Source organism: Streptomyces sp. NPDC051907, from assembly GCF_040681075.1.
In the GTDB taxonomy this organism is placed as follows: domain Bacteria; phylum Actinomycetota; class Actinomycetes; order Streptomycetales; family Streptomycetaceae; genus Streptomyces.
In genome coordinates, this window is the sequence record NZ_JBFAYB010000140.1 from 1 (window position 1) to 15,064 (window position 15,064).

The following is a 15,064-nucleotide window of genomic DNA, read 5'->3' on the forward strand; positions in this document are numbered from 1 at the left end:
CGGGAAGGAACTGCCGTTGCCCGCCCGGCCCGAGCACTCCCCCGCCCAGCCCCTTGTATGCTCGCAGCCGCTGGAGCCCGGCCATAGCCAGTCCGGACTCGGGCGGTCCGAACACGGGCCGTCCGGCACGGGCGGTCCCGCCGGTCTACGACTCGGGCTGGCTGCTTCCTTCAGGGAGCCACTCGTTGGTGGTGTGCCACCACTCGTACACGGTCCGCCCCTCGATCGCGCTCGTACGGAACGGCTTGCCCTCGTCGTCGACCCGTACCGTCCCCTTCTGGTCGCCGAGGCTCCAGTCGACCTCCAGGTACCAGTTCACGTCGTGCTGCTCGGTGTGCACGTCGAAGTTGATCACCTGGGGGTCTTTGGACGACACCTGGAACGGGAAGTCCTTCGCGGGCACGACCGTGTCGCCGTCCTGTCCCGCCACCGGCTTCACCTTCGGCTGCACGGGGTCCATGTCGACGTCGAACCACTGCGGGGTCACGCCGCTGCCGCAGCCCTCGCCCATCGAGTACGCATTCCAGGGGAGGGCCGGCTTGCGCCCGACGACCTGGACGCGCACCTTGTTGATGACCACCGCGTCCGCGGTCTTGCCCGTCGCCGTCAGCTGAACCCGCATATGGCCGGCGTCCACGCCGTCTTCCGAGCCCTTCCAGCCGCGGTGGTTGTGCGGCGCGGCCGGCGGCGGGACCTTCTTCGGCTCCCGGTCCACGAGGAAGAACTGGCCGCAGGGCTCGTCCCAGTTGTACGAGCTGAGGCCCACCCGCAGCGGCACCTCGTCGCCGGTCGGGGGCGCGGCCTTCCGGCCCGAGCTCGGCGGCGCCGAACGGCTCTTGCTCGGCGAGGCGGAGGCCGACGCGCTCTTGCTCGGCGAGGCGCTCGGCTTCGCGGACGAGGGCTTCGCGTCCGTGGACGGCGTGGCCGAGGCGCCGACGGCGGAGCGGTCCGCCGCCTTGTCGTCCGATTCGCCGGGCGCGGAGTTCGCGATGACGGCGGCCGGGATGGCCAGGGCGGCCACGACGGCGGCGGCGGTGAGCGCGATACGAAGGCGTCTACGGGATGCGCGCGCGGGGGCGTCGCTCGGCGCGAGGCTGGAAGCACCGCCAGGAGTACGGCCGGGGGTACGGCAGGGAGTACGGCTGGGAGTGGCGTCGTCGGCGGGAGCGGTCTCGCCGGACGCGCCGGAAGCGGCCGCGGCAGCCGGCTCGGGCATCGCTGCGGGCTCCAGTTTCGCTGTCGCTGTCGCCTCAGGGACCGGTGACGGCTCAGGTACGGCTGACGGCTCGGCAGCCGCCTCGGCGACGGGCGTTGGCACCGCCTCGGCCACGGGCGTCGGCGCCGCGCCCTCGGCCCGAGCCCGGCGCCGGGCGCCGTCCGCCAGGATCCATCTCCGGTGCAGCTCCACCAGTTCGTCCGGCGTCGCCGCGCACAGCCGGGCCAGCCGCTCGACGGGCGCGTAGTCGGTGGGAACGGCGTCGCCGTTGCAGTACCGATGGAGCGTGGACGTGCTGACGTGCAGCTTGCCCGCCAGGACGCCGTAGCTCTTCCCCGAACGGTCCTTCAGCGCCCTGAGCAGAGCGGCGAACTGCTCGCCTTCCGACATCGTCACTCTGGTGAATCCCCTCGTCATACCGCTGTTCCGTCCCGGAACGCCGTTCCAGGGACGGGTCGAACCCCCTGGTCACAGTACCCGCAGGCATTCCAGCATCCCCAATGGTTCAGGGCCTGTTGCGGCCGGAATCCGCCGCCCCGCAATCTGTGAGCACACCGCAGCACGACCGGGAGCAGACATGCGAACCCGCTTGCAGAACAGTCTTGTCGACGCGGTGGCCGTGGTTGTCCTGGTGGCATCCGCCGCCGTCGTCACCACGCTCATCTGCCAGTACTGACCGTTCTGGCGCCACAGATTCCGATCACGCACTTTCCACACGGGGGAGATCAATCCATCATGCGCAACATTCGCGTTCGTACCGTCGCCGTCGCCGCCACCGCCCTGCTGGCCGGGCTCTCGCTGACCGCCTGCCAGAACGACGACGGCACCGCGGCCTCCTCCTCGAACGCTCCGAGCGCCGGTGGGGCCAACTCCCCCGCGCCGGGCGCCAAGAGCCCCTCGGCTGACCAGAAGACGCCCCCCTCGGGCGACGCGACCGGCGCCTCCGCGGGTGGCGGCAAGGGCTCCAGCGGCTCCAGCGGCTCCGGCAAGAGCAGCGGCGGAAGCTCGGCCTCCGGCGGCTCCAAGGACGCCGGCCCCACCTCCCTCGCCTGCACCGGCTCCAACACCAAGGTGAAGGTCGACAACATCTCCCGGCCGATCAACCACATGATGCTCAGCGTGACCAACACCGGTTCCAAGGCGTGCAACGCGTACCACGCACCGCTGCTGCGCTTCGACGACGCGCAGGCCGTCACCCAGTTCATGGACGGGACCAAGCCGCAGGCCGTCGCCACCCTCGCCCCGGGCGAGACCGCGTACGCGCTCATCCGCCTGTCGGCCGCCGACGGCAGCGGCGAGCACGGCCAGACGGCCAAGCGCCTGACCGTCCACTTCGCCCCGGCGTCCGGCTCGGGCTCGACCGGCTCCTCGGCCGCGCTGACCCTGCCGGCCAACACGCACATCGACTCCAGCTCCGCCGTCAGCTACTGGCAGACCTCGTTCGACGACGCCCTCGCCAGCTGATCCTGCGGACGCGCGGAACAGAGCGGAACAGCGACGCCCTGCCGGGTCCCGCCCGGCAGGGCGCCACCGCGTTGCCGCATCACATCAGCGTCCCCGCGTCACATCAGGTTTCCCGCGTCACATCAGGGTTTTCCCACGCCTCACATCAGCGCGTGCGACTTCCTTCCCGAAGCCTCGTCGATCTCCGTGTGGGCCTTCTGCAGCATCTGCGAGGCGATGTCCATGAGCGCCCGCGCGCCCGAGATCTCCTCGCCTACCCGAAGCTGCTCCGTGTCCGAGTGGTGACGCTGCGCATTACCGTGGCCGCGTATCTCCGTGCCGTCGCTGAGCCTCACCATGGCGGCCGCTCTGGTCCGGTCGCCTTCCTCCTGGAACTCCATCTCTACATGCCATCCGACGAGTGTCCTCATGGCGGATCACCTCCAGCGGTACCACCTTCCAGAGTGCTCCGCGCACGCCCAGATCACCACTCTGGTCACTGACCTATCGGTGAGTACCTGACTTATAAGTCGGTACTTGTGCGCCTCCGGACGCCGGACCAGGATCGAAAGCGATCCCAACCCCACCCCTTTCCGGAGGAGCTCCGCCATGCCTGCGAACGACCGCCCCGCCGTGTCCGTGCTCGGCCTCGGCATGATGGGCACGGCCCTGGCCGCGGCCTTCCTGCGCGCCGGCCACCCCGTCACCGTCTGGAACCGCTCGCCCGCCAAGACCGGCCCCCTCGTCGCCCAGGGCGCGCTGCCCGCCGAGACCCCCGCCGACGCCGTGGCCGCGAGCCCGCTGATCGTCGTCTGCCTGCTCGCCAACGAGAACGTCGAGGACGTCTTCGCCACGCTCTCCGCCGACGTCGCCGGGAAGACCCTGGTCAACGTGACCAACGGAACCCCCGCGCAGGCACGGCAGTTGGCGGCCTGGGCGGCCGAGCACGGCGCCCAGTACGTCGACGGCGGCATCATGGCCGTACCGCAGATGATCGCCGGCCCGCACGCGTACGTCCTCTATAGCGGCGACGAGCAGGCGTTCGCCGCCCACCAGCCCACGCTCGCGGCCCTCGGCGGCGCCAAGTGGGTGGGCGCCGACCCCGGCCTCGCCGCGCTCAACGACCTCGCGCTGCTCACCGGCATGTACGGGATGGTCATGGGGGTCATGCAGGCGTACGCCCTCGTACGCACCGAGGACATCGCGGCGACCGAGTTCGCCGAGCTGCTCGTCCCCTGGGTCGGCGCGATGCTCACGGGTGCGCCGGAGTGGGCGAAGGCGATCGACTCGGGCCAGCACCTCACGGACGTCTCCAGCCTCGCCGTGAACCAGGCCGCGTTCCCCAACTTCCTCGCCGCGTTCCGCGACCAGGGAGTCAGCACGGAGCTCATCGACCCGTTCCAGGGGCTCCTGGACCGGGCGATCAAGGAGGGCCACGCGGCGGACGGCCTGTCGCGGATCGCGGACCTCCTCCGGGTGGACACGTACGAGAATTCCGTACGGGTCGCCGACGCGTAACGCGCGCGGTGGGGTGGGGAGTTGGAAGGTCATGCACCCCAGGAAGCGGCAGCAGCGCAAGAACGAGTCGGTCTGGAAGATGGTCGGGGCCATGGTCGCCCACTTCCGCGAGGCGGCGGGCCTGAACCAGCGGCAGCTGGCGGCGAAGGTCAATCTGCACGTGGAGACGATCGCCTCGATCGAACAGGGCAGGCGCCCGCTGAAGCCGGACCTGGCGAAGGTGCTGGACCGCGTGCTGGAGACGAAGGAGGCGCTGGAGACGGCGGTGGAGAACGTGCCGGAGGACCTTCTGACTCCGGTACGGACGGAGCAGTTCATGGATCTGGAGAGCGAGGCGATCATGCTCTCGTGGTTCGAGAACCAGGTGCTGCCGGGCCTGCTCCAGCCGGAGAACTACGCCCGAGCGGTCTTCCACAACAGGATCCCGGTCTTCAGCCAAGACGAAATCAACGCCCTGGTCGCCACCCGCCTGGCGCGACAGAAGGTCCTGCACCGCGAGGAGCCGCCGACCGCCAGCTTCGTCATCTCCGAGGCGGTCGTCCGGGACCGCCTGGGCGGCGATGAGGTGTACGCAGAGATGCTCCGCCATGTCCGCGCCTGCGCCGACCTGCCAGCCGTCACCATTCAGATCATGCCCTTCGGCCGCCAGACTCACCCCGCGCTCTGCGGCCCCTTCATCCTGCTGGAGACTCCAGACCACCAACACCTGGCCTACGCCGAGATCCAGCGCAGCAACTACCTCATCCGTGACCCGAAAGAGGTCAGCATCCTGGCAAAGAAGTACGCGATGCTGCGGACGCAGGCCCTCAACCCCGATGATTCGAAGGACTTGTTGGAGCGGCTGCTAGGAGAGCTATGAACACGAACGTGTGGGCCAAGTCCAGCTATAGCGGCAGCGAAGGCGGCGAGTGCCTCGAAGTCGCTTATACCTGGCGCAAGTCCACCCACAGCAGCGAGCAAGGCGGCGCCTGCGTCGAGGTGGCCGCCCACCCCGCCGCCGTCCACGTACGCGACTCCAAGAACGCCGACGGCCCCATGCTCACGGTCGCTCCCGCCACGTGGACGTCCTTCGCCGCCTACGCCGCGGAGCAGCTCGTCTGATTGTCAGTGGTCGCGCCTACAGTCACGTTCATGGCGACGCTTCCGAATCCCCTGCCCGCCCTGACCGCTGACCCGACTGGCCGATCCGCCGGGCTCCAACTCCCGCCCGGCTCGCTGGTCGACACGACCGAAGAGGGCGTCTGGCACGAGCCGCTGCTCTGGTACGCCGACGAGCCCGCGACGCCCGACGCCTGGACGGCGCTGCTGCCTGCCCGTATGAGCGCCGGCCTCCTTCCCGTACTGATCCACGGCGGCCCCGACGACCACTGGCCCGAGGAGTGGGACCTCAGCCCGGAGACGACGTCGTACCCCGGCGACCACGACGCCGAGGAGGTGCTCGCCGAGTTCTGGGAGGAGTACGCGGAGGACGAGCTGGGCGAGGACTCGGCCATCGAGCCGTTCGGCCCGGAGTGGCCGGGCCTCGCGCCCACTCTCGCCGCCGAGGCGGACCCGGACGTACGGGCCGCGGAGGTGGCCGCCGAGCTGGTCGACAAGGAGGGCTGGATGCACGGCGCCCGCGCGGCGCTCGTCCCGGCCCGCCGCAGCGCCGACATCCCGGCCGCGATCGGCTGGTCGGGCCCGCTGAACTACGAGGACGACGTGGCCAGGCTCTGCTCGGTGCTGCGCTCCTGGGAGGACCGCTTCGGCATACGGGTGGTGGGCCTCGGCTTCGACCAGCTGACCGTCTCGGTGGCGTCCCCGCCGACCACGCTGTCCGAGGCGGAGGCGGTGGCGGCCGAGCACTTCGCGTTCTGCCCGGACAACCTCGCCGACTACGACTCACTGCGCGCCTACGCGGCCCGCGACGTGCTGGACCAGCACGTCTGGTCCTTCTGGTGGGACTGACCACAGCCCGGGGGCGGACCTGAGGACACCACCCCCGGCTCGGGGCAGAGCACGAGCTGTTGGCGGGTACTGAGCCGGATCGAGGTCAGGGAGTCATGCCTGCGGCCGCCACCAGCTCGCGCACGCCCACGACATGGGCATGGTTGGAACGCAAGTCTGCGACGATCCTCCGGATCGCGGGCCGGTCGCGCACCTCGCTCGGGGACACGCGAGCGGCGGACAAAAGTTCTGCGGCCGTCTGCTCGGGCTTGCCCCACTGCCACCATGCCCTGCCGAGGTCGGTGTGCATGCGGCCCTTCCGTTCGGCCGTCTTGAACTGACCCGCCTGCAGCCCACGGCCGGCCTCCAGGGCCGCGCCCGCGTCGCCCAGCGCCCAGTGGACTCCGACGGCATACAGGTCGACGGCGGCCGGGGTGACAGGAAACAGGCGTCCCTCGGGTGCCTCCTGCGGGAGATCGCGGGCTGCTCTCTTCGCCTCGCGGATCATGTCGAGGGCCTGGTCCCGGTCGCCACCGCGCGCCGCGGTGTAGGAGGTGGTGCACAGCATCTGTGCGTACGTGGACGCCTGGGCAGAATTCTTCAGGCCGGTGGCCTCGACCCGTGAGACCGCGTCCAGGATGTGGCGCTGGGCTGCGGCGGGCTGGTCCTGGTGGCGGAGCACGATGCTCAGCTCCCGGGCGGCCGCAGCGGCCACGAGCGGGGAGCCCGACAGATCCGAGTACACCGCTGCCCGGTCTGCGGTCAGTCGGGCCCGATCGTAGCGTCCGATCTTGATCAGGACCTGGGCGGCGAGGCTGTAGGTCGCCGACAGTCGGGCGAACGCGATCTCCTCGCGCCCGCGGGCGGCATGGTGGGCGTCGGCGAGCAGGCCGGGCAGCACCTTGAGCAACTGGGCGTTCTGACCGGCGTCAAAGTAGCCCCGGGCGGCTGCGAGACGGGAGTCGTACGCGAGTGGGGAACCGGTCGGGTCGGGCATGCTCGCGAGCGCGTCGTCCAGGCTCGTCAGTAGCGAAGCCGGGGCAGCGAGGCCAGCGGCGACGAGCAGCGTGCGGCGGCGCATCGGGTCCTCCTCGGCACAACGTGGCCGTTCTGGCGCAACTCTAGTGGCTTGCTGACCGGTTAACCCGAGCGACGCAGCTAAGACACTCGTTGGCACGCCCACCTCATTCGCGGCGTTCCGGATCAGGTCCAAGTCAGTGCGTCTGCCGTGCTGCTCCAGGCGGGAGACAGTGGATGCGGAGCAGCCGATGCGCGCGCCGAGGTCCGCCTGCCGCCATCCGCGGCCCTGTCGCCCGACCCTGATCAGGCCGCCCGGGTCGAGGCTGGCGACGAGGGAACGGACCGTGCCTGAGTTCCAGAGCTGATCGGCGCTCATCTGGCCTCCCACTCGCCAGCGACCGGCAGGGCTGCCTACCCACGGTATGGGGTGATGAGCGGTGCGTATACGGCGTGTGCAGGATGTGCAAACGCCTTGCACGGTCCGACAACCGATCACTGGGGAAGTTCGCCGAGCTGTTCCCTGAAGGGGCGAGCCCCGCTGCGGAGCGGGGCCGAACGATCCCGGAGGACAGCATGGCTACAGCAGTCGAGACCAAGCTCCGTGACCCGCGGGACTTCGTGACGCCCGAGGTCTGGGACCGCGAGATCCAGCTCCTCATGCGCGACTACCCCTTCGACGAGGTGATGGCGACCCGGCTGTTCGGCGCGGCCGTCTCCTACCTGATCACGGCCATCGAAAAGTGGGGCCAGGGCCTGGAGATGTGCTGCGGACGCACCGTCGACATCGCAGTCCACGTCTTCATCCTGGACACCAAGAACTACCGGGACTTCTGCCACCGGCACTTCGACGGGAAGTTCCTGGAGCACATCCCCGAGATCGAGTTCAAGTACGACGGCTCCGTGGAGCGCACCGCGCAGATCATCGCCGACAACGGCTTCGACGTCGACTGGAAGCTGTGGGAGGCCGACTACGCCAAGTGCGGCCCGTGTCGGCCGGGCGAGAACTGCCACTGACGCATCGGGAACGATCGAGCCCGGGGCCGCTACGAGCGACCCCGGGCTCTCGTTCGTGCAGGACGTGCCGTCAACGCGGCATTCATCCGCGCGCCACGGGCAGCACCGGTACGGTGGCCAGCTCCATTGGCCTCTCCGTGCACCCGAGGAGCGTCATGCCCCGCGCGCCCCAAACTGCCGCCGAATACTGGGACATGTACATGCCCCACCGCGACGAAGGCAAGCAGCCTGCTCCGTTGGTCGACCGGTTCGAATGGACGCAGTACCCCGGGCACGGCCCCGGCGTCGAACTGCTGGGGCGCCCTGATCGGGCGCTCGACCTCGGGCCGGCCGAAGGAAAGGAGGCCGTGTTCCTGGCCCGCCAGGGCGCCGAGGTAACGGGGGTCGACCTCTCTCCAGTGCAGGTGGCACGCGCCCACGCATGGTGGCGCGACGAGCCGAGGCTGAGGTTCGTCCAGGCGGACGTCTGCGACTACCTCGCCGAGGACACCGAGCCCCTCGACGCGATCTACTCCGTATGGGGCGCCGTGTGGTTCACCGACCCCGAGCAGCTGTTCCCCCTGATCGCCAAGCGTCTCGCGCGCGGCGGCACCTTCGCCTTCAGCCAGGCCGAGCCGGCCCCCGGCGCATACGGCCCGCAGCCCATGCGCGGGAAGTGGCTCGAAGGGCGAGAACGCGAACTGACCGTACTCCGTTGGCAGTACACACCCGACGCCTGGGCTGACCTGCTCAAGCGCCACGGCTTCAACGAAGTCGACGCCACGGTGCTGGCCGCGCCGGAACCAGGAAAGCTGGGCACGCTCATCGTGCGGGCCGGCACTGCCTAGGGCGATCCTTCGGGCATTCGCGCTGACCATCTGCGGCTCGCGAACTCGCACAGGCCCCGGATCAGGGGGGAAGCTGACTTTCGGTCACATTGGTCTATACCTTGACTCGATCATGTCAACGCGCTTGAGTGTGGGCACAGCCCCCCACCACGGCCTGCCCGGCCCCCGACTTCCCTGCCGGGCACGGCCGTTGCCGCGAAGGAGTGAGCGAGTGCTGAGACACCGCATCATGGCGTTGCTGGTCGCGATCCTCGTCGCAAGCGGACTGGCGGCGGTCTTCACGCCCGTCGCGTCCGCCGCCCCGGCCGACGCCTGCACCACGGCCCCCAACTGGTCGGCGGGCACGTGGTACACGACTGGCAACGTTGTCAGATACACCGACGGCAAGTACTACATCGCCGAACACGACAACCCGGGCTACGACCCGATCATCAGCACCTGGTTCTGGGAGCCGTACGCCTGCAGCGGCGGCGGCAACCCGTCCCCGTCCGGCTTCGTCGTCAGCGAGGCGCAGTTCAACCAGATGTTCCCGAACCGGAATTCGTTCTACACGTACAGCGGTCTGACCGCGGCGCTGAGCGCGTACCCGGGCTTCGCCAACACCGGCGGCGACACGATCAAGAAGCAGGAGGCCGCCGCGTTCCTGGCCAACGTCAGCCATGAGACCGGCGGACTCGTCCACATCGTGGAGCAGAACCAGGCCAACTACCCGCACTACTGCGACTGGGGCCGGCCGTACGGCTGCCCGGCCGGCCAGGCGGCGTACTACGGCCGCGGCCCGATCCAGCTCAGCTGGAACTTCAACTACAAGGCGGCCGGCGACGCGCTCGGCATCGACCTGCTGAACAACCCGTGGCGGGTCGAGCGCGAGGCGGCCGTCGCCTGGAAGACCGGCCTCTGGTACTGGAACACCCAGACCGGCCCGGGCACGATGACCCCGCACAACGCGATGGTGGGCAGCCGCGGCTTCGGCGAGACGATCCGCTCGATCAACGGCAGCCTGGAGTGCAACGGCGGCAACCCGGGCCAGGTGCAGAGCCGGGTGAACAACTACACCCGCTTCGCCCAGATCCTCGGCGTGCCGACCGGCGGCAACCTGTACTGCTGAGCACCCCCCACGGGACGAGGGCCGGGGCGTCTGCCCCGGCCCTCGGCTGTGTGCAGTGCTGTTTCCCGGCCCGTCAGAGGCCGCGCGCGACCTCGGTCGCCCAGTACGTCAGGATCATGTCCGCGCCCGCCCGCTTGATGCCGGTCAGCGACTCCAGGATCGCCTTGTCCCGGTCGATCCAGCCCTTCTCGGCGGCGGCCTCGACCATCGCGTACTCACCGCTGATCTGGTACGCCGCGACCGGCACGTCCGCCTCGGCGGCGACCTTGGCCAGCACGTCCAGGTAGGGGCCCGCGGGCTTGACCATCACCATGTCGGCGCCCTCTTCGAGGTCCAGCGCCAGCTCCCGCATCGACTCGCGGACGTTCGCCGGGTCCTGCTGGTAGGTCTTGCGGTCGCCCTGCAGCGAGGAGCCGACGGCCTCGCGGAACGGGCCGTAGAAGGCGGAGGAGTACTTCACGGTGTACGCGAGGATCGACACGTCCGCCTTGTCGATCTGGTCCAGCGCGTCGCGGACGACGCCGATCTGGCCGTCCATCATCCCGCTGGGGCCCACGACGTGGACGCCCGCGTCGGCCTGGACCTGGGCCATCTCGGCGTACCGCTCGAGGGTGGCGTCGTTGTCGACGCGGCCGTCGGCGTCGAGGACGCCGCAGTGGCCGTGGTCGGTGTACTCGTCGAGGCACAGGTCGGACATGATGACCAGGTCGTCCCCGACCTCGGCCTTCACATCCCGGATCGCCACCTGCAGAATCCCGTCCGGATCCGTCCCCGCGGTCCCGGCGCCGTCCTTCTTCTCATCCACCGGCACCCCGAACAACATGATCCCCGCGACCCCGGCCTCCCGCGCCTCCACGGCGGCCTTCCGCAGGGTGTCCCGCGTGTGCTGCACCACCCCGGGCATCGCCGTGATCGGCACCGGCTCCGTAATCCCCTCCCGCACGAAGGCGGGCAGGATCAGATCAGCAGGGTGCAGCCGGGTCTCCGCGACCATCCGTCGCATCGCGGGCGTAGTGCGCAGCCGCCGCGGCCGCGCGCCGGGAAAGGATCCGTACGCAGTCATACGGGCAACGCTACGCCCGTCCGTACGGGGCTATTACCGACATGGCGTCGGGCGCCAATTCAGCCCCGCCGGCGTTTGAGGCGCAAACCCAGCCCCGCCGGCGTTCGAGCCGCAAACCCAGCCCCGCCGGCGATTGAGGCGCGGGGTCCGGGGCAGCGCCCCGCGGGCCGCCCGCACAGGGCATCTCACCGTTGCCCCCGGGGGGGCTACGCCCCCATACGGCCTTCGGCCGTGTCCTCAAACGCCGGACGGGCTGAAAAGTCAGCCCCGCCGGCGATTGAGGCGCGGGGTCCGGGGCAGCGCCCCGCGGGCAGCCCGCACAGGGCACGTCACCCTCGCCCGGGGGCACCCCGTACGCCCTACGGGCGTGTCCTCAAACGCCGGACGGGCTGGTTTCCCGGGCTTGCCGCGCACATCCGGCCTCGCCGGAGGCGCTGGGTTTCCCGGGCGTGGGCGCGCAAATTCAGCCCCGTGGGGGTCCCCCCCCGGACGGAGTCTGGGGGAGATTGAGGCGCGGGGTCCGGGGCAGCGCCCCGGCTAGGCCCCGCGCCCGGACCCGAAACCGCTACGTCGTCCTCCGCCGCCGCCCCCCCGGCCGCCTTTCCGACGGACGCGTCACATGCTCCCCCGCCTCCACCGCCGCCGCCCTGCGCCTCGCGCCGAATTCCGCGAGCGCCTCCGCCAGCTTGTGGACCGACGGCTCCGGCGAGAGGACGTCGACCCGCAGGCCGTGCTCCTCCGCCGTCTTCGCCGTCGCCGGGCCGATACAGGCGATGACCGTCACGTTGTGCGGCTTGCCCGCGATCCCGACGAGGTTCCGCACGGTCGACGACGACGTGAAGAGAACCGCGTCGAAACCGCCGCCCTTGATCGCCTCACGCGTGTCCGCCGGCGGCGGCGACGCCCGGACCGTCCGGTACGCGGTCACGTCGTCGACCTCCCACCCGAGCTCGATCAGCCCGGCGACCAGCGTCTCCGTGGCGATGTCGGCGCGGGGCAGGAAGACCCGGTCGATGGGGTCGAACACCGGGTCGTAGGGCGGCCAGTCCTCCAGCAGCCCCGCCGCGCTCTGCTCGCCGCTCGGCACGAGATCCGGCTTGACGCCGAACTCCACCAGCGCGGCGGCCGTCTGCTCGCCCACCGCGGCGACCTTGATCCCCGCGAAGGCCCGCGCGTCGAGCCCGTACTCCTCGAACTTCTCGCGTACCGCCTTGACCGCGTTGACGGACGTGAAGGCGATCCACTCGTAGCGGCCGGTCACCAGACCCTTGACCGCACGCTCCATCTGCTGCGGGGTGCGCGGCGGCTCGACCGCGATGGTCGGCACCTCGTGCGGGACCGCGCCATAGCTGCGCAGCTGGTCGGAGAGCGAGGCCGCCTGCTCCTTGGTACGCGGTACGAGGACCTTCCAGCCGAAGAGCGGCTTGGACTCGAACCACGCGAGCTGGTCACGCTGAGCCGCGGCACTGCGCTCGCCGACCACGGCTATGACGGGCTGATGGCCCTCGGGCGAGGGCAGCACCTTCGCCTGCTTGAGGACCTGCGCGATCGTGCCGAGCGTGGCCGTCCACGTGCGCTGGCGCGTCGTGGTGCCGGCGACGGTGACGGTCAGCGGGGTGTCGGGCTTGCGGCCCGCGGCCACCAGCTCGCCCGCCGCCGCGGCGACCGTCTCCAGCGTCGTCGAGACGACGACTGTGCCGTCGCTCGCGCCGACCTCGGTCCAGCAGCGTTCGCTGGCGGAGCGGGCGTCGACGAAACGCACGTCCGTGCCCTGCGCGTCGCGCAGCGGCACACCCGCGTACGCCGGCACGCCCACGGCCGTGGCGATACCCGGCACGACCTCGAAGGGAATGCCCTCGGAGGCGCAGACGAGCATCTCCTGGCCGGCGTTCCCGTCCAGGCCCGGATCGCCGGTCACCGCACGGACGACCCGCTTGCCGGAGCGCGCGGCCTCCATGACAAGATTGGCCGCATCCCTGAGGACCGGGATCCCGGCGGTCGTTGACGCGTCGTCAACAATCGTCAGTTCAGGCGTGCTCACGCTCGCCCGCGCATGGCCGCGCACGACGTCGAGCACATCCGGCTCGGCGATCAGCACGTCCGCGCCCGCGAGCGCCTCCACAGCGCGCAGTGTCAGCAGTCCGGGGTCGCCGGGGCCGGCGCCGAGGAAAGTGACGTGCCCGTGTGCCGAGTACGCCGAAGAGTTGGCGGTGGGACTGGTGGGGCTCAAAGTGCTCGCTCCCCCATAAGACCGGCCGCACCCTTGGCGAGCATCTCGGACGCGAGTTCGCGACCGAGCGCGATGGCGTCGCCGTGCGACTGGGGTACGGGACCGGTGGTGGACAACTGCACGAGCGCGGAGCCGTCGGTGTTGCCGACGACGCCCCGCAGGCGCATCTCATGAACAGCCTGCCCGTCGGCCAGCAGGTCGGCCAGCGCACCCACAGGTGCGGAGCAGCCGGCCTCCAGGGCGGCGAGCAGGGAACGCTCGGCGGTCACGGCGACCCGGGTGTGCGGGTCGTCGAGCTCGGCGAGCGCGGCGGCGAGGTCGGCCTCGGCGGCCGTGCACTCGATCGCCAGGGCCCCCTGGCCGGGGGCCGGCAGGATGAAGTCCACCGACAGGTAGTCGGTCACCTCGTCGCTCCTGCCGATGCGGTTGAGCCCGGCCGCGGCAAGCACCACGGCGTCCAGCTCCCCGCTGTGTACGTATCCGATCCGGGTGTCGATGTTTCCGCGGATCGGCACGGTCTCTATCTGCAGCCCGTGCGCACGTGCGTACGCGTTGAGCTGCGCCATCCGGCGCGGCGAGCCGGTCCCGACGCGGGCGCCGCTCGGCAGCCGGTCGAAGGTCAGTCCGTCGCGCGCCACCAGCGCGTCCCTCGGGTCCTCGCGCGGCGGGATCGCCGCGAGCGTCAGATCCTCGGGCTGCGCGGTGGGCAGGTCCTTCAGCGAGTGGACGGCGAAGTCGACGTCGCCTCGCAGCAGGGCGTCCCGCAGTGCGGTGACGAAGACCCCCGTGCCGCCGATCTGCGCGAGATTCTCGCGGGAGGTGTCTCCGTACGTGGTGATCTCGACGAGCTCGACGGGACGGCCGGTCAACTGGCGCACCGCCTGTGCCACTTGCCCGGACTGGGCCATGGCGAGCTTGCTGCGCCTGGTCCCGAGCCTCAGTGCCCTCTCGGTCATACTCGCCCTCGGTTCTTGACGTCGGCGTCATTCAGGTCGGCCCGGCTGACGGAGGCGACCGTCTCCGGGTCGAGGTCGAAGAGTGTCCGCAGCGCGTCGGCGTACCCGGCGCCGCCGGGCTCGCTCGCGAGCTGCTTGACCCGCACGGTGGGCGCGTGCAGGAGCTTGTCGACGACGCGGCGCACGGTCTGCGTGATCTCGGCGCGCTGCTTGTCGTCCAGTCCGGGGAGCCGGCCCTCGAGCCGGGCGACCTCGCCGGCCACCACGTCGGCGGCCATGGTGCGCAGGGCGACGACGGTGGGCGTGATGTGCGCGGCCCGCTGGGCGGCGCCGAACGCGGCGACCTCGGCGGAGACTATGCCCCGCACCTGGTCGACGTCGGCGGCCATGGGCGCGTCGGCGGACGCCTCGGCGAGCGACTCTATGTCCACGAGCCGCACTCCGGGCAGCCGGTGCACGGCCGCGTCGATGTCCCGGGGCATGGCGAGGTCCAGCAGAGCGAGCCGTACGGCTCCGCCGTGCCGCGCCCCGGTCGCGGGGGCGCGGTGAATGCTGCGCCCGGCGTTCTCCACCCAGGCGCCATGCTGCGCGAGCGAGTCGTCAAGCCCGACGGGACACTCGTCCGGCACACTCAGCCCCGCCGGCGCTTGAGGCGCACCATCCAGCCCCCACCGCATCCCGGCCCCCGGGTGCTGCCGGACGGGCTGAGTTTCCCGGGCTCCCGCACATTCAGCGTCGTGGGG

At 70.7% G+C, this 15,064-nt stretch carries 14 protein-coding genes and 1 pseudogene; 8 read left to right on the forward strand and 7 right to left on the reverse strand.

What is annotated here, in order from left to right; translation table 11 throughout:
* Positions 1–145: 145 nt before the first annotated feature.
* Positions 146–1,606: a helix-turn-helix domain-containing protein gene (locus tag AB0M39_RS38595; RefSeq protein ID WP_365372870.1), complete on the reverse strand. Its 1,461-nt coding sequence runs from the start codon at positions 1,604–1,606 to the stop codon at positions 146–148.
* A 345-nt stretch (positions 1,607–1,951) separates the two neighbouring features.
* On the opposite strand from AB0M39_RS38595, the gene AB0M39_RS38600 reads away from it, so the two are divergent.
* Entirely contained in the window at positions 1,952–2,680 is a 729-nt protein-coding gene (locus AB0M39_RS38600; protein WP_365372834.1) for a DUF4232 domain-containing protein, read from the forward strand.
* Between the two features lie 140 nt (positions 2,681–2,820).
* Here the strand turns inward: AB0M39_RS38600 and AB0M39_RS38605 are convergent, their stop codons facing one another.
* Positions 2,821–3,090 carry a DUF1876 domain-containing protein gene (locus AB0M39_RS38605; RefSeq protein WP_365372836.1) on the reverse strand — a complete coding sequence of 90 codons (270 nt, stop codon included), beginning with the start codon at positions 3,088–3,090 and terminating at the stop codon, positions 2,821–2,823.
* 178 nt (positions 3,091–3,268) lie between these two features.
* Here AB0M39_RS38605 and AB0M39_RS38610 point away from each other — a divergent pair, with 178 nt between their 5' ends.
* The 4 genes from AB0M39_RS38610 to AB0M39_RS38625 are packed head-to-tail and all read left to right on the forward strand — an operon-like array spanning position 3,269 to position 6,124.
* Positions 3,269–4,177, forward strand: coding sequence for an NAD(P)-binding domain-containing protein (locus AB0M39_RS38610; RefSeq protein WP_365372839.1), 909 nt, complete (start codon positions 3,269–3,271; stop codon positions 4,175–4,177).
* A 31-nt stretch (positions 4,178–4,208) separates the two neighbouring features.
* A complete protein-coding gene (locus tag AB0M39_RS38615) occupies positions 4,209–5,036 on the forward strand; it encodes a helix-turn-helix transcriptional regulator (protein WP_365372841.1) in 828 nt (275 codons plus the stop codon).
* On the forward strand, positions 5,033–5,278 hold the full coding sequence (locus AB0M39_RS38620; RefSeq protein WP_365372844.1) for a DUF397 domain-containing protein: 246 nt from the start codon (positions 5,033–5,035) through the stop codon (positions 5,276–5,278). The genes AB0M39_RS38615 and AB0M39_RS38620 overlap by 4 nt, the downstream gene beginning before the upstream one ends.
* Before the next feature lie 30 nt (positions 5,279–5,308).
* Positions 5,309–6,124 (forward strand): DUF4253 domain-containing protein, encoded by an 816-nt coding sequence (locus AB0M39_RS38625; RefSeq protein WP_365372847.1) that lies wholly within the window; start codon positions 5,309–5,311, stop codon positions 6,122–6,124.
* Between the two features lie 85 nt (positions 6,125–6,209).
* On the opposite strand, the gene AB0M39_RS38630 is transcribed toward AB0M39_RS38625, so the two are convergent.
* Positions 6,210–7,499, reverse strand: a complete 1,290-nt coding sequence (locus tag AB0M39_RS38630; RefSeq protein WP_365372850.1) for a helix-turn-helix transcriptional regulator — start codon at positions 7,497–7,499, stop codon at positions 6,210–6,212.
* A 197-nt stretch (positions 7,500–7,696) separates the two neighbouring features.
* Here AB0M39_RS38630 and AB0M39_RS38635 point away from each other — a divergent pair, with 197 nt between their 5' ends.
* From AB0M39_RS38635 to AB0M39_RS38645, 3 genes are all read left to right on the forward strand, one after another.
* Positions 7,697–8,137, forward strand: a complete 441-nt coding sequence (locus AB0M39_RS38635) for a hypothetical protein (RefSeq protein ID WP_365372853.1) — start codon at positions 7,697–7,699, stop codon at positions 8,135–8,137.
* 200 nt (positions 8,138–8,337) lie between these two features.
* On the forward strand, positions 8,338–8,964 hold the full coding sequence (locus AB0M39_RS38640; protein WP_365372856.1) for a class I SAM-dependent methyltransferase: 627 nt from the start codon (positions 8,338–8,340) through the stop codon (positions 8,962–8,964).
* A gap of 211 nt (positions 8,965–9,175) precedes the next feature.
* A complete protein-coding gene (locus AB0M39_RS38645; RefSeq protein WP_365372858.1) occupies positions 9,176–10,072 on the forward strand; it encodes a glycoside hydrolase family 19 protein in 897 nt (298 codons plus the stop codon).
* A gap of 73 nt (positions 10,073–10,145) precedes the next feature.
* On the opposite strand, the gene hemB is transcribed toward AB0M39_RS38645, so the two are convergent.
* The 4 genes and pseudogenes from hemB to AB0M39_RS38665 all read right to left on the reverse strand — a co-directional run.
* Positions 10,146–11,135 carry a porphobilinogen synthase gene (gene hemB / locus AB0M39_RS38650; protein WP_365372861.1) on the reverse strand — a complete coding sequence of 330 codons (990 nt, stop codon included), beginning with the start codon at positions 11,133–11,135 and terminating at the stop codon, positions 10,146–10,148.
* Positions 11,136–11,700: 565 nt separating this feature from the next.
* Complete coding sequence (locus AB0M39_RS38655) at positions 11,701–13,365, reverse strand: bifunctional uroporphyrinogen-III C-methyltransferase/uroporphyrinogen-III synthase (RefSeq protein WP_365372864.1); 1,665 nt, start codon at positions 13,363–13,365, stop codon at positions 11,701–11,703.
* Positions 13,362–14,321: a hydroxymethylbilane synthase gene (hemC, locus tag AB0M39_RS38660; protein WP_365372867.1), complete on the reverse strand. Its 960-nt coding sequence runs from the start codon at positions 14,319–14,321 to the stop codon at positions 13,362–13,364. The genes AB0M39_RS38655 and hemC overlap by 4 nt, the downstream gene beginning before the upstream one ends.
* Positions 14,318–15,064, reverse strand: a pseudogene (locus AB0M39_RS38665) (glutamyl-tRNA reductase); the annotation flags it as partial. The gene hemC and the pseudogene AB0M39_RS38665, both read right to left, overlap by 4 nt.